Source organism: Micromonospora sp. IBHARD004 (genome assembly GCF_052814115.1).
The window spans coordinates 1,434,669-1,448,255 of sequence record NZ_CP199934.1 but is presented as its reverse complement, the minus strand read 5'-3'; the positions used below and the strand labels follow the sequence as shown (position 1 = coordinate 1,448,255).

14 protein-coding genes and 2 pseudogenes are annotated in these 13,587 nt (G+C 69.5%); 7 read left to right on the top strand and 9 right to left on the bottom strand.

The window, feature by feature from the left end; translation table 11 throughout:
* The first annotated feature begins 41 nt into the window (after window positions 1-41).
* Window positions 42-227 (top strand): DNA repair protein, encoded by a 186-nt coding sequence (locus ACTWO6_RS07230; protein WP_446218883.1) that lies wholly within the window; start codon window positions 42-44, stop codon window positions 225-227.
* A gap of 190 nt (window positions 228-417) precedes the next feature.
* A complete protein-coding gene (locus tag ACTWO6_RS07225) occupies window positions 418-936 on the top strand; it encodes a hypothetical protein (protein ID WP_446218882.1) in 519 nt (172 codons plus the stop codon).
* 51 nt (window positions 937-987) lie between these two features.
* On the opposite strand, the gene ACTWO6_RS07220 is transcribed toward ACTWO6_RS07225, so the two are convergent.
* From ACTWO6_RS07220 to ACTWO6_RS07190, 7 genes and pseudogenes are all read right to left on the bottom strand, one after another.
* On the bottom strand, window positions 988-1,722 hold the full coding sequence (locus ACTWO6_RS07220; RefSeq protein WP_446218881.1) for a Clp protease N-terminal domain-containing protein: 735 nt from the start codon (window positions 1,720-1,722) through the stop codon (window positions 988-990).
* Window positions 1,719-2,243: pseudogene (locus tag ACTWO6_RS07215) on the bottom strand (LysR substrate-binding domain-containing protein); the annotation flags it as partial. The pseudogene ACTWO6_RS07215 and the gene ACTWO6_RS07220, both read right to left, overlap by 4 nt.
* Window positions 2,198-2,383 (bottom strand): hypothetical protein, encoded by a 186-nt coding sequence (locus ACTWO6_RS07210; RefSeq protein WP_446218880.1) that lies wholly within the window; start codon window positions 2,381-2,383, stop codon window positions 2,198-2,200. The pseudogene ACTWO6_RS07215 and the gene ACTWO6_RS07210, both read right to left, overlap by 46 nt.
* Window positions 2,380-2,529: a helix-turn-helix domain-containing protein gene (locus ACTWO6_RS07205; protein ID WP_446218879.1), complete on the bottom strand. Its 150-nt coding sequence runs from the start codon at window positions 2,527-2,529 to the stop codon at window positions 2,380-2,382. The genes ACTWO6_RS07210 and ACTWO6_RS07205 overlap by 4 nt, the downstream gene beginning before the upstream one ends.
* 64 nt (window positions 2,530-2,593) lie before the next feature.
* Window positions 2,594-3,070 (bottom strand): pantetheine-phosphate adenylyltransferase, encoded by a 477-nt coding sequence (coaD, locus tag ACTWO6_RS07200; RefSeq protein WP_446218878.1) that lies wholly within the window; start codon window positions 3,068-3,070, stop codon window positions 2,594-2,596.
* A gap of 56 nt (window positions 3,071-3,126) precedes the next feature.
* A complete protein-coding gene (locus ACTWO6_RS07195) occupies window positions 3,127-3,660 on the bottom strand; it encodes a DUF6817 domain-containing protein (protein WP_446218877.1) in 534 nt (177 codons plus the stop codon).
* Between the two features lie 152 nt (window positions 3,661-3,812).
* Window positions 3,813-4,067: pseudogene (locus tag ACTWO6_RS07190) on the bottom strand (integrase core domain-containing protein); the annotation flags it as partial.
* Window positions 4,068-4,194: 127 nt separating this feature from the next.
* Here ACTWO6_RS07190 and ACTWO6_RS07185 point away from each other — a divergent pair.
* Complete coding sequence (locus ACTWO6_RS07185; protein ID WP_446218876.1) at window positions 4,195-5,310, top strand: MerR family transcriptional regulator; 1,116 nt, start codon at window positions 4,195-4,197, stop codon at window positions 5,308-5,310.
* Between the two features lie 651 nt (window positions 5,311-5,961).
* A complete protein-coding gene (locus ACTWO6_RS07180; RefSeq protein ID WP_446218874.1) occupies window positions 5,962-7,626 on the top strand; it encodes a DUF885 domain-containing protein in 1,665 nt (554 codons plus the stop codon).
* 183 nt (window positions 7,627-7,809) lie between these two features.
* Here ACTWO6_RS07180 and ACTWO6_RS07175 read toward each other — a convergent pair whose 3' ends face one another.
* Window positions 7,810-8,973 carry an IS110 family transposase gene (locus ACTWO6_RS07175; RefSeq protein WP_446218873.1) on the bottom strand — a complete coding sequence of 388 codons (1,164 nt, stop codon included), beginning with the start codon at window positions 8,971-8,973 and terminating at the stop codon, window positions 7,810-7,812.
* Window positions 8,974-9,303: 330 nt separating this feature from the next.
* On the opposite strand from ACTWO6_RS07175, the gene ACTWO6_RS07170 reads away from it, so the two are divergent.
* Entirely contained in the window at window positions 9,304-10,494 is a 1,191-nt protein-coding gene (locus ACTWO6_RS07170) for a serine hydrolase domain-containing protein (protein WP_446218872.1), read from the top strand.
* 489 nt (window positions 10,495-10,983) lie between these two features.
* Here the strand turns inward: ACTWO6_RS07170 and ACTWO6_RS07165 are convergent, their stop codons facing one another.
* A complete protein-coding gene (locus ACTWO6_RS07165; RefSeq protein WP_446218871.1) occupies window positions 10,984-11,628 on the bottom strand; it encodes an NAD(P)-dependent oxidoreductase in 645 nt (214 codons plus the stop codon).
* Between ACTWO6_RS07165 and ACTWO6_RS07160 the strand changes: the two genes are divergently transcribed.
* The gene (locus ACTWO6_RS07160) at window positions 11,593-12,360 is read left to right on the top strand and encodes a helix-turn-helix transcriptional regulator (RefSeq protein ID WP_446218870.1); all 768 of its coding nucleotides are present in this window, start codon (window positions 11,593-11,595) and stop codon (window positions 12,358-12,360) included. The genes ACTWO6_RS07165 and ACTWO6_RS07160 overlap by 36 nt on opposite strands.
* 274 nt (window positions 12,361-12,634) lie before the next feature.
* On the top strand, window positions 12,635-13,504 hold the full coding sequence (locus tag ACTWO6_RS07155) for a hypothetical protein (RefSeq protein WP_446218869.1): 870 nt from the start codon (window positions 12,635-12,637) through the stop codon (window positions 13,502-13,504).
* Window positions 13,505-13,587: the final 83 nt, after the last annotated feature.

The window sequence follows — 13,587 nt, the reverse complement described above, 5'->3', positions numbered from 1 at the left end:
ATTTCCATACATGTACAACTTTCTCTGGGACGGTAATGGTCATGCCGAATCAGCCGAATGACCGGTACCAGCAGGACACCGAGCGGAGCTGGCGGGCGGCCGGGGCCGCCGGGCGGTTCCCGGCGCAACCGCCGTACCGGGAGGCCCGGAGCGGCGTCCCGCTCTCCTGGGCCGAGCTGAACGCACTGCCACCCGCCGCCACCCGGCGCGGCCTCAACGCCCACTGACCCGACTGCGACCGGATCGCGGCGCTCACCGGCCAGCCCGCCGAATGGGTCGTGCCCCGCGGCGGTCTGTGACGAGGCCCGCGAAGGAAAGCGGCGACACACCCGGGCGCTCCAGCCGGGCCTTTCGCACACCTGTCGGGTAGCGTCTCCTGGTCCGAAAACTCGGCCTACGACAGGAGAAGCTCCGCGCATGGGCAAGAAGACGATCCACGTCTCCGACTTCAGTGGCACGGTTCTGCAGCGGGACGACGAGGTGGTCCGCGTCGTCGTGCTGGAGCACCCTGACCTGGTCGCCGGCCCCGTGCAACTGGATGCCACCCCGGTCGAGGTGGAGAGCATCGACGACGCCGCGCTGGACGTGGCGGTGGTGGAGATCCACGACCGGCACGGCGGCGGCGAGCCGCGCCGGGTGGTGCTGACCGCCAGCGAGTTCGACGCGATGGCCACCGACGTGCCGATGGCCCAGCTGCTGCGGACGGCCGAGCGGGTGAGGCCGCCGAAGGCCCGCAAGAGTGCGGAGAAGGTCGACTACGGCACCATCGAGCACGCCGGCAAGCCGCACCGCGGCCGGGTGACCGAGGAGGAGGCCCGGCTGGTGCGGGAGCGGCTCGACGAGGTGAACAAGCGCCTCGCCGACGCCGGCATCCGCCAGGTCGACCCGGCAGACCCGGAGCACGCCGCCCGCTACGGCTTCCCCACCGCCGACTGAGCCACGCCACCCCATCGGGTGCGCGCGCCGCGCACCCGAACGGGCGGGACGTCAGGGCTGGGGCCGCCGCGCGGCCTCGGCGAGGGCGCCGGTGACGGCCACCTCCATCTCCGACTTGTTCAGGCCGAGTCCGGTGAGGACGCCCTCCCCCGCCTCCTCCTCCAGCAGGGCGAGCAGGATGTGCTCGGTGCCGACGTAGTTGTGGCCGAGTCGCAGCGCCTCCCGGAAGGTCAGCTCGAGCACCTTCTTGGCGCGGGCGTCGTAGGGGATCAGCTCAGGGACCTGGTCGGCCGGCGCCGGGAAGGTCGCGGTGACGACCTCCCGCAGCCGCTCCAGCGGTACGCCCCGCGCCACGATCAGCCGGGCGGCGAGCCCGTCCGGCTCGGCGAGCAGCCCGAGGGCGACGTGTTCGGGGCGGATCTCCGGGCTGCCGGCGGCCCGCGCCTCGTTCTGGGAGGAGACCACCACGTTGCGGGCCCGGTCGGTGAAGCGGCCGAAGCCGGCGTTCGGGTCGAGTGCGGCGGCAGTCTCCGCCTTGGCGGCGGAGCGCTTCTGGGCGGCCTGCTTGGTGACGCCCATGCTGCGCCCGATCTCGGTCCATGAGGCGCCGGAGCGGCGGGCCTGGTCGACGAAGTGGCCGATCAGGTGGTCGGCGACGTCGCCGAGGTGGTCGGCCGCCAGCACGGCGTCGCTGAGCTGGTCCAGCGCGTCGGTGTGCACCTTCTTGATGGCCTCGATCAGCTCGTCGAGGCGTACCGGGTTGCTGATCTGCACGGGATTCGTCATGCGTCAACCATAGGTTGACGGTCCGACTCCGTCAACCAGCGGTTGACGTTGCGGCTCGCGGCCCGCCGCGCCCCGCCGGACCTCAGCGGTGAACTGGCCCGGTCCGGTGCCCCGGCGACGGCCCCCAGCTCCGTGACGAGCAGGTCCACCGCCGGGCGCGGCCGGCGACGGCGGGCGGTGACCACGCCGATGTGCCGAGTGGGCCGGGGCGGCTCGAGGGGGATGACGGCGAGCTCCGGCGCCGACGGGAGCAGCGCGATCTCCGGGATGAGCGACACGCCCACGCCCGCACCGACCAGCAGTTGGGCGAAGAAGTAGTCGCTCGTGCTGCCCGCGAACCGGGCCTCGAAGCCGGCGAGCGCGGCGAACCGCCGCAGGTACGCCTCCGTCCGGCGGCAACCCAGCACCCACCGCTCGTCGGCCAGGTCGACCAGGTCGACCGACTCCTTGCCGGCCAACCGGTGGTTCCGCGGGGTCACCACGGACAGCGGGTCGGCGAGCAGCGGCGTCCACTCCAGGCCGGACCGGTCCCCGGCCCGTCCAGGTAGCGGACCGTCGAACTGGTACGCGACGGCGAGGTCTGCGCCTGGGCCTGGCGCAACGCGGCCGAGATCGCCGCTGCCGCGTCGACCAGCAGCCGGCCCGCCTCGGTGAGCGTCACCCTGCGGGTGCTGCGGGCCACCACCGCGGTGCCGATGCTGGCTCCAGCGCGGCGATCTGCTGCGAGACGGCGGACGGGGTGAGCCGCAGGGTCGCCGCCGCCCGGCTGAAGCTGTCGTGCAGCGCCACCGCCTCCAGGATCCGCAACCGGTGCGGGTCGATCGTCAGATCTCCTAATACTCCAACGTCACTTGATCTTGACGCGGCAGTCTCAAAAATCATCCGGCGGCGGTCCGACGAGGGGTTCGCCAATGTCCGGCAGTCTACGGCTGCGTGGACGAAGGTCACTTCCCAGCGTGCGCACCGCAGTCGAAGACACCGCGGCCAGTTCGGGCTGCGCAGGCAGAAATACCGTGGGGACACCCAGCGACTGGTTCATCGCGGCGAGCTGGTACTCGGTCCGAAGGTCGGTGGTGTTACGCACGCCGCGGACGATCACTCCTACTTCATGGCGACGGCAGTAGGTGGAGGTCAACCCGCTCCAGGCCGCAACGGTGACGGAGGTCCACTCGACCGGCAGAATGGCCCGAACAGCGGCCGCTCGCTCCTCTTCGTCGGTGCCCGGATGCTTGATGCTGTTGACCGCGACGAGCACGACCACTTCGTCGAAGAGGTCGCGTGCCCGGTTCACCACATTCAAATGCCCGGGAGTGAAGGGATCAAAGCTGCCGGGGTAGACGGCTCGCACGCGTACGCGACCGGGGGTGCGTGCTATCGAACGTGGCCCTGCCGATGGTTCGGGTGTCACGGCCGCAAGACCCGCTGCGCATCGCGGATGACCTGCTCAGAGGCCAGTGGGGCCCAAGAGGCGAACAGTTCCCGGAAGTAGGTACCGTGCCGGTCCGCCACCGCAGGATCGTGCTCGATGACGTCCAGTTCGTTGACGATGCTCAGGTCCATGAGCAACCGAAGTTGAGCCGCATTCGGCGTTCTCACCTGACGTACGAAGCGGTCGAACACCTGGCCGGTCTTTGCCAGCTCCCGCCAGCTGCGTCTACGGTCGCAGGCGCCATACAGATAGACAAGCTCCTCGGCGTCGGCACCAACGAGATCCCGTAGCACACCACGATCGGCCCGATCAAGCAGGGCGAGGTCGAACCCGTCGGTGCCGTAGAGGGCGTGGGTAAGGCCCGCGGCTTGCACTTCACTGCTGCAGCCAAGCACGGCGAGTCGTTCGCTGACTCGACATAGGTGGGCGTACAGGTTGCCCCCGGGATGCGCGATCTGCTCAGCTCCATGCCGGCGGAGCCAGACCCGCACGCCTTTGTCGGTGCTCATGGCCCGACTGTAGGTATCGGCTGTCGGATTCGCTGGCCCCTGGGTGTGGGCAATATGTCACAGCGCCGTGGATACGTCTGGCACTCGCCTGGCTGAGGGTCGGCAAACCCCAGCACCTCAACGCCACTGAACCGCCCCGGGTTTGGTAGCGGCTAGATGGGTTGGGTTTCTGGCTGGGTCAGCCGTGGTTGGTTGGGATGGTAGAGGGCTTCGAAGGCGGCTGGTGGTAGGTCCGCGGCGCCGCTGTGGGGGCGGCGGTGGTTGTACCAGTCGACGTACTCCAGGGTCGCGATCTCGACGTGGTCGCAGGTGCGCCACGGCCCTCGCGGTTTGATCAGCTCGGTCTTGAACAGGCCGATGGTGGATTCGGCCAGGGCGTTGTCGTAGGCGTCGCCGACGGATCCGACGGGGAAGGGCGTGACATGACTCGATCCTCCACAAGAGGTCGCGCCGCTACCAAACCCGGGGCGGTTCAATCATTCCAGCAGCGAAGCGCTTGCCCCTCACGCGGCGTCATGCCACATAGTCGGTGGCGTGGAGGAGCACCTGACCGTGGGGCGTGTGGCGGAGTTGGCCGGCGTAAGCGTCCGCACACTTCATCACTATGACGAGATCGGCCTCCTGGAGCCGTCCACGCGGACCGCGGCTGGGCACCGGGCCTACTCCGGGGACGACGTGGAGCGACTCCGGGAGGTGCTCGCCTACCGGCGGCTCGGCTTCGGATTGCGGGAGATCGCGGATCTGGTTGACGATCCGGCTACCGACGCAGTCGCGCACCTGTGCCGGCTGCGCGGCCTGTTGATGGACCAGCGCGACCGCGCTGCTGTCATGGTGACGGCCATAGACAGGGAACTGGAGGCACGAGCAATGGGAATCAGGACGACGCCAGAGGAGCAACTGAAAGTGTTCGGCGCGCGGTTGTACGATGCCATCGGATCCGCTTACCCAGCGACGCGGCGCACTGAGCCACGGATCGCCGCGCGCATCTGGGATGCGCTGGGGGATGCACAAACGGTACTGAACGTCGGGGCCGGCACCGGCTCCTACGAACCCCCCGACCGCGACGTCACGGCGGTGGAACCTTCGGCGGTCATGCGGGCGCAGCGTCCCCCGGGCGCGGCGCCCTGCGTGGCCGCCGCTGCGGAGAGTCTGCCGTTCGAGGACCAGTCCTTCGACGCCGCGATGGCGGTCAGCACCGTTCATCACTGGCCGGACCCGGTCGCCGGGCTGCGTGAGCTGCGGCGTGTGGCCCGCCGCGTGGTGGTGTTCACGTACGACGCCGATGACACCGGCTGGCGTCAGCGCTTCTGGCTCACCCGCGACTACTTGCCTGAGTTCGCAGACCTCCTCGTCGGCTGGCCGTCCCTGGCCGACCTGACCCGCGCGATCGGAGGACGCGCGGAGCCGGTGCTCGTCCCGTGGGACTGCGCTGACGGCTTCTTCGAGGCATACTGGCGCCGGCCTGAGGCGTACCTGGACGAACATGTACGCCGCGCGGTTTCGGTATGGACCAGAGTCGGACCGCAGGCCGAGCAACGGGCAGTCAGCACACTCCGCGAAGACCTTTCCTCAGGCCGGTGGGCCGAGCGCAACCGCGACCTCGTCGCCCTCGACACGGCAGAGCTCGGCCTCCGCCTGCTCGTAGCCTGAATTACCGTGCGCGAGAACGCCGCCAGAGAGCTGCACCGCGCAGCCATGGCCGCTGAGCATGTGCGATTGCTTTCCCAGGTCACGACGTAGCGAGCCGAGGCGGTTCGGGCATCGCCACATTCGGAATCATGTTTCCCAGTTCACGTGCTACAGGTGGACCGGATGTGGCAGAACCCGAACCGCTTTCACGCTGTTCAGGGCCGGTCGTGACGCTGCCAGCCGTTCGCCGACACACCCCCTGACCCGCTCAGCTCGCGTCACCCCCCGCAGCGCCGCCTGACTGATCCGATCCGCGAACAGCACCGGCGCTGCGGCCCTGGCCACCACCTGGCCACCCGACCACCACTGTGAATCATCACGGCAAGCGCGGTGACAGCCTGCTGCCGAACCTCGGCCGACATGGGCGCCGTCCTCGGTTCCCGCACCACCACGAAGGACGTACGACGCCTAACCTCCCGACACGCTCAGAGCAACGAGGCCCCCGGCCGTCTGGAGACGAGGCCGTTCAGTCAGTCCCCCTCGGAAGCTCCTACGCGCGAGGGTGCACTGACATGCCGATGAGCGGAAGTTGTCAGATGGTTTTGAACCGCTCGCCGCGATCGATACGGGCCCGCACCACGGAAGGTAGGACAGGGCCCTAGCATTGCCTCCGTGATCGAGGACTTCGCGGATCGGCTCCTGCGCAACGTAGCCGGTCTCGACCCCTGCACAGCGATCGTCGAGGCCGGCGAGCATGATGTCGACGGGCTGACCGACTACAGCCCGGAGGGCCACCAGGCCCGCGCCGACCTCGCGGTCCGCGCCCTCCGCGAGCTCGAGATCTTGGGTGATGCACTGCCGGCCGCGACCCCGCTGCACGCCCACCTCGCCGAACGGCTGCATGCGCGTATCGCCTTCCATGACGCCGGGGAGGACCTGCGCGAACTGCACGCGGCGGCCACCGGTCCGCTCCAGCTGATCCGCCAGGCCGTCGAGGCCGCAGTACCCGGCCGCGGCGCCGAGGGCGCGGCCTACGAGGAGAGCTGGGCTCGTGTCGGCGCGCGCCTGGCCGCGATCCCCACGGCCCTGGACGGGTACGCCCGCAGCCTCCTACTCGCCGCCGAGCGCGGCCATTTGCCGGCGCGACGCCAGGTCGAGCTCGTGACGCAGCGCTGCCGCAACTGGATCGACGACGATGTCGCTCTCGTGGATCGCTACGGCGAAGGGCGCCAGCGGGCGTCGTTGCAGGCGGCGGCGCAGGGCGCGCGGGAGGCGTACCAGAGGCTGGCCGGGATGCTGACTGCGGACCTGGCACCGCGGGCGCGCAGCGAGGAGGCTTTCGGGCCGCAGCGGTACGCACTCTGGGTGCGTACCTTCCTCGCGACCGAGCCCGACCTGCGCGAGCTCTACGACTGGGGCTGGGACGAGTTCCGAGCGATCGAGGCGGAACTGATCGCGGAAGCGAAGGCCCTGGGCGGGAGCGTGCCCGAGGTGCTCGCCTGGCTCGCCAGCCCCGACGCGCCCGGCACGCTGCGCAGCAGGGAGGCGTTCGGCGCGTGGCTGCAGGAGCTGTTGGAGGCCGCCACCGAGCGACTGGACGGCGTGCACTTCGACATCCCCGCGCCGCTGCGGCGCATCGAGTCGCGGTTGACCACGTCGTCCGGCATTGCCTACACCGGGCCGTCGCGGGACCTGACGCGGCCGGGCCGGGTCTGGTGGTCCCTCCCCGAGGACGCAGCGAGTTTCCCCACCTGGTACGCCTACAGCACCGCCTATCACGAGGGCGTTCCCGGCCACCACCTCCACCTCGGCTACGAGGTCTGCCGGGGAGGCCTCGGGCAGCGGCTGAACCTGCTCGGCGGGCTCTCCGGTAGCCAGGAGGGCTGGGCCTTGTACGCCGAGCGGTTCATGGACGAGCTCGGGCTCTATGAACAGCCGGGTGCGCGACTGGGGCATCTATTCATGCAGCTGCTGCGGGCGGCACGGGTCGTGCTCGACATTGGCCTGCACCTACGGCTGCCGATGCCATCTGGCGACGGAGCATTATGGACGCCGGACGCGGCGCTGAAGCTATTGCGGGACCGCTGTCATCAGGGGCCCTACGCGTCCGCCGAGCTCGCGCGTTACTTGGGCCGGCCAGGGCAGGCGCTGGCCTACAAGGTGGGTGAGCGCGTGTGGCTGGCAGGCCGCTCGTCCTTCCCCGGCGACCGGCGCGCATTCCACCGTCGGGCGCTGGAGCTGGGTTCGCTGGGGTTGGATCAGTTGACGGCCGCCCTCACGGGTGACCGCGCGCCACTCGTGCACCGCGATGAAACAAGCCGGGCACCGCACTTGTAGCTGTGCCTGACGTCCTTTGACATCCGACCAGTCTGAACCAGGGCCGGACCTATTAGCGTGGAAGACCGTGATACATCAACCCGCTCGTGGTCTATTCCTACGTCCGGATCTGCCGCATATCATTCGCTACGCTGCGTGACGGCGACGATCCGTCGTCCCGTTCGGTACTGGCACCCCTCTGTGTCAAGAGGCGGCGGGGAGTGGTGTTCTAGGCTGGATATCGGCGGGTCCGGGAAGTGACTGTTCCGAAGTGTTGACCATGGGGATCGGGTCAGCCGCGCTGGATTGCAGAGTCGCCCCCACGTGTCCTCCCGGGCCCGTCCTCGCCTGCTTCGCATCGGTGATCATCTGCTTGTAGACGATGTCGGACAGACGGCGTTTCAGGCAGCGCATGGCTTCCATCGGGGTCTTGCCCGCGGCGAGTTTGCGCCGGTAGTAGGCGCGTCCTTCGGTGTCGTGGCGCAGTTGGACGACGGCCATGATGTGCAGGGCCCGGTTGATGCGCCGGTTCCCGGCCCGGGACAGGCGGTGGCGTTGCTGGTCGCCGGAGGACGCATCCAGGGGTGCGGTGCCGTTCCAGGAGGCGAAGTGCCCGCGGCTGGCGAACCGGCTGATGTCACCGATGTCGCCGATCAGGCGGGCGGCGCCGGAGGGGCCGATGCCGTTGAGGTCCTGCAGGCTGCTGCCGGTGGTCTCGACGAGCTCGGTCAGTTCCTTGTTTGCGGCCTTGATCTTCTTGTCGACCTGGACCAGTTCGGTGATCAGTTCCGACGCCAGCCGCCGGCGGGTGGCCCCGACAAGATCGCGCGGCCGAACCGTGTTGAGCAGGGTCCGGGCCTGCGGGGCGGACAGGGACTTCTTGGCTCCGCCGGGCAGCAGTTCCAGCAGGAGTTTGTGGATGCGGTTGAGCAGATCAGTGCGGGCGTGGCCAAGACCGTCGCGGCGGTCGACGAGCAGCCGCAGTGCAACGGTGGCGTCGTCGACGGCTACCTGCCGCAAGCCTTTGGCGCGTAGGGCTGCGACGGCGACGCTGTGGGCGTCGACCGGGTCGGTCTTGCGGCCCTGGCCGGTGTCGAACACGCGGGCCCGGGCGGACAGTTTCGCCGGCACGTCCACCACGGTCTCGCCGTCGGCGACGAGGCGTTGAGCGATGTGCCGGCCGATGCCGTTGCAGCCCTCCACCGCCCAGATCCGGTCCTTGTGCTGCCGGCCGAGCTTGAGCATCGTCTGGTAGCCGTCGCGGTCGGTGGTGAACCGGCCCTGGGCAAGGATCTTCTCGCGGTCGTTGATGATCTCGATGGTCGCGGACCGCTTGTGCGGATCCATACCGATGATGACCTGTCCCACGCTCGTCCTCCTCGATCAGACACGGGTGATGTCAGCGAGGAGGGCAGCGCTACTTCGAGCTGGGCAGACCCCTCTTGAGCCTCTCCCCGCCACGGTGACCGGCAGGACGCACGCCAGATGAGAGCCACACCAAACCGCGGTGGGCAGCCGATGAGAGAGCGACCCCGCCGGTCACCTCGACCAAGCCTGGCCGGGCTGCGGTCGTAGCGCCAGTAAACAAGTAGCCGATGAGCGCTACTACTCGGACGGGGTCTCCCTCAACGTCTTCGTGGAACGTGCAGTCGCCGCGCAACATGTAACTTGCGAACGGACGAGATGAGGAGGAGACAGGTGACTGCTGGTGGCTTCTCGTCGAAACGGCTGGCTCGGGTGCGAGGGCTGCTTGAGCGTCACGTCGAGTCCGGCTTCGTCCCGGGTGTGGTGGCTGTCCTCGCCCGCCACGGCGAGGTGCACATCGAAGCAACGGGCAATCTCGCGTTCGAGGGCGCTGGGTCGAGGACGCCGATGGCGGGCGACACGATCTGTCGTATGGGCTCGATGACGAAGCCGGTCGTCGCCGCGTGTGCGATGACGCTCGTCGAGGACTGCACCCTCCGCCTCGATGACCCGGTCGACGACCTCCTCCCGGAGCTGGCGGACATGACCGTGCTCGCCGATCCCCACGGGCCACTGGACGACACCGTCCCGGCGAAACGCCCGATAACGCTACGGGATCTGCTGACCTACACCCTTGGCACCGGCATGGTCCCTGCCGAGCCGGGAACGGTCCCGATCGCCGACGCGCTGAACGCACTCGGACAGCCGCCGCCGGACGAGTGGATCCGCCGGCTCGGCACCCTTCCACTCGTCCACCAGCCAGGTGAGCGCTGGATGTACGACACCGCCGCCAACGTGACCGGTGTGCTCATCGCCCGGGCCACCGGCATGTCCTTCGGGGATGCCTTGCGCGAGCGGATCTGCGATCCGCTCGGAATGACCGACACCGCCTTCAGCGTGGGTAGCGAGAGCATCGGCCGGTTCGCGACGGCGTACGAGCGCGACAACGCCGCCACCGGTCAGCCGGTCGTCGAAGACGCCCCCGACGGGCAGTGGAGCCGGCCGCCGACGTTCGAATCAGGTGGCGGCGGGCTCGTCTCGACCGCCGACGACTACCTCGCCTTCGCCACGGCTCTGCTCGCGGGCGGCACCCACCACGGCGAGCGGGTGCTCTCACGGCCATCGGTGACCCTGATGACCAGCGACCACCTGACCCCGGCGCAGAAGACGGTCTCCGGGTTCTGGCCCGGATACTTCGACACCATGGGCTGGGGTTTCGGAATGTCGGTCCGCACCCGCCGCACGCACCTCGGCCCCTCGGTCGGCAGCTACGGATGGCCCGGCTTCTACGGCACCGCCTGGTACAACGATCCCGCCGAGGACATGACGACGATCTTCATCATGCAGCGGGCGCACGCGGGCGACCAGAGGCTGCCGATGTGGCACGACTTCTGGACCGCCGTCTACCAAGCGATCGACGACTGACCGCGGGGGCCGGAGACCGCCAAGTCAGGCGGCGGTGTCCGCACGCGCCGCCCGGAGACCGGACCAGTGACCTACTCATTCGAAGGCGTTCTCCCGGCTGGGGGGCGGGACCTGCCCGCGATGACGACAAGGCCGCACTCTCATGGCACGCGATCCGCGCGGCGAATCGCCAACCGGAGTTGCCGGATAGCGTGTGCGACTACTCGCTGATCAGATTCGCGAGACCGCGGGCCGCGAACTTCCGCACCCCCTCGTCAGGGTCGGGAAGCAGCATCCGCAATGTTGGTTCGGCTGCCGGCCGCCCAGTCGGCCGAGGCGCCAGCCGACCATCATCCGCACGTCCGGGACCGGATCTGCGGCGAGCGGCAACAGTATGGCGACGGCGCCGGGTCGTGCGCGAAAGGCGACCTTGCCGGCCGCCTTCGAGCGGACCACCAGGGACGACGCGGCGCCGTACCCGACGGTGCCGCGCCACCGTCCCCGCGCGGACTACGCCGTCCCAGCCGCGCGGCCGGCGACGATGTCTACCGCCTCGACCAGGCTCTCCGCGCCGGCCAGGCCCCGGTCGCGAAGCTCATCGGGGTCGATCCCCCGTGCCCGCACCGCGTCGGCGAAGTGCGCGATGTCCTTGCGCATCAGGCCCTGTAGGTGCCCGGCGATGTCCGGGGTGATCTCGGTGGCCAGCGCGCTCAGCACGAAGCTGGCGCCGCTGCTCACCGAGATCGCCCGGACCAGCGCCTTGATGTCCAGCTTCAGGGCGCTGGCGATGCGTAACCTGTCGGCCGCGTTCTTCAGATTGCTCATGGTCATCGCGTTGTTCAGCAGCTTCGTCAGCTGCCCGGTGCCCACCGGCCCGAGGTGCACGACCGTGCGGGAGAACGTCTCGAAAACCGGCCGGCACCGCTGGAACGCCTCGGGGTCGCCGCCGACGAACGTGGTCAGCGTCCGCGCCCGAGCGCCGGGCCCGCCGCCGCTGACCGGGGCGTCCAGGTAGGCCACCCCGTGCGCGGCGAACCGCTCGCCGAGTGCGACGTTGGCGCCCGGGTCGCCGGTGCCAAGGCCGGTCCGCTCGGCGACTACCTGCGCGCCCGGCGCGAAGTGGTCGGTCCGGACGACGTGGGGCTGCCCCCGCACGGGCGGCGCCGGGTGCCTGGGCTGCGCCGGGAGGAGGTGGCGCTGCTCGCCCAGATCAGCGCCGACTACTATCTGCGGCTGGAGCAGGGCCGGGACCGGCACCCTTCGGCCCAGGTGCTCGATGCGCTGGCCCGGGCGCTGCGGCTGGACGGCGACGCCACCGCCCACCTGCACCGGCTGGCTCGCTCCGCGCCGCCCCGCCCGCCCCGGCAGCCCGAGCGGGTGCCGGTGGGCATCCGGCAGCTCGTCGACTCCTGGCCCGACACGCCCGCGTTCGTGCAGGGCCGCTACGCCGACGTGCTGTACGCCAACTCGGCGGCCACCGCGCTGTCCCCACTGTTCGCCGCGGGGGTGAACGTGCTGCGGGCGATCTTCCTCGACCCGGCGTCCCTGCGGGACTATCCGGTCACCGAGAACATCGTGGCGAATGCCGTGGCCAGCCTGCGAGCCCTGGTGGCGGTGGACGCGGACGACCCGCGGCTGACCGAGTTGGTCGCGGAGCTGTCGTCCGGTAGCGAACGTTTCCGCCGGTTGTGGGACCGCTACGACGTCGGGGTCCGGTCGGGCGGCGGCGTCCGGACCCTGCGCCATCCCCGCGTCGGCGAGCTGCGACTCCGGTACGAGAAGCTGCAGATAAGCGGCACCAGCCAGACCCTGGTGGTCTACCACGCCGATCCCGGCAGCCCCTCCGAACAGGCCCTGCGCAGGCTCACCCGCGGCCCGGGGTCCTAGGCTCAACCGGGACTGCGGGACTTCGCGTCCGGCGACTGGCCTTCCACCTCAGTGTTCAGCCTGACCAGATGGCACGCGCGACTCACACGCACTCTGAATCGGCGCATAGGGCATCCGGATCTGCCGCGATCCGCGCGGGCGGCGTTCGGCGGCCAGGCCGCGACCAGCAGGCCAGGCAGAAACGAAACTGATTGGCGCGGGCGGACGCGGCTGGCATGATCATGCGACCCGGACGACGACCGGTCCGGACGCCGCGGTTACCGAAGGTGATCCAGTGCGACTCTTCAAACGGCGACCGTTGACTCCCGTCGAACGGCTCATGGCCGCCGCCGGGCTGCCCACTGCGGGTGGCGAGATCCCGGTGCGGGACGTCGTCATGGACGTGGTGCAGCGTAGGAGCAGGCGGGTCAAGGCAACCCTTGCCGTCGTCGAGGAGTTGCTGGTTGAGGAGGGCGACGCATCGCGCATCGCGCTGGACTTTCTCGAGGATCTTCAGAACGCGGCGTCACACGGGACGGAGCGACTGTTCACCACGGAGGAGCTGCTGCCGTTGCGCGGACCTCGGACGGTGGAGGGCTGGGAGACGGTGGACCGGTTCTGGGCCGCTGTCGTCGCCTGGTGCGACGAGAGCGGGGTGGAGCTGGAGTCGAGTGAGTCGCTCCGCGTCGTCGAGCATCCGGCACTGCGGTCGATCATGTGGCCGTCGTGCCGGAGCCTCGCTGACGGGCCGACGGGTAGGTCTCAGCAATGTGGTGCTGTACGAGAAGGCGGTTGGCGTGCCGATGGCCGGCTTCGGTCACCACCCGACGGCATGACCGGACAGGCAGCGGCGCGACCAGCACGCCGCCCCGCCGGAACCCGAATCATCATCTCCTGGAGCAGGACCTCGACGGCGACAGCCGGAAACAGTCCTGTACAGCTACGTGGCCTCCGACGCCCCGGATCTGCACGCCGAGGTTTCGGCGATCCTACGGCCATAGCAATCCACTGCATCACTCTGAAGGCCTCGCCTCGCAAGTCGCTGGCTTATCGGGCACGTGGAACATCACCTCCAAGCCCCAAAGGCAACGAGACGTGCCCCCGACACACATGCCGACGCAACACGCTCTTCTGCCGCGAACAGCGCGCTCTTGACTGCCGCTGAAAGCAGCGCCGTACCGAAAACTGCTTTGGTGGTGCCCGGTTGGGCAAGGGGCTGTGCAGGCCGTGGCATCAGGGACTGTGTCG

Bases quoted from the DNA above. Each gene is read 5' to 3' on its own strand.
- ACTWO6_RS07230 (WP_446218883.1), top strand. From the start codon at position 42: ATGCCGAATCAGCCGAATGACCGGTACCAGCAGGACACCGAGCGGAGC.
- ACTWO6_RS07225 (WP_446218882.1), top strand. From the start codon at position 418: ATGGGCAAGAAGACGATCCACGTCTCCGACTTCAGTGGCACGGTTCTG.
- ACTWO6_RS07220 (WP_446218881.1), bottom strand. From the start codon at position 1,722: ATGACGAATCCCGTGCAGATCAGCAACCCGGTACGCCTCGACGAGCTG.
- ACTWO6_RS07195 (WP_446218877.1), bottom strand. From the start codon at position 3,660: ATGAGCACCGACAAAGGCGTGCGGGTCTGGCTCCGCCGGCATGGAGCT.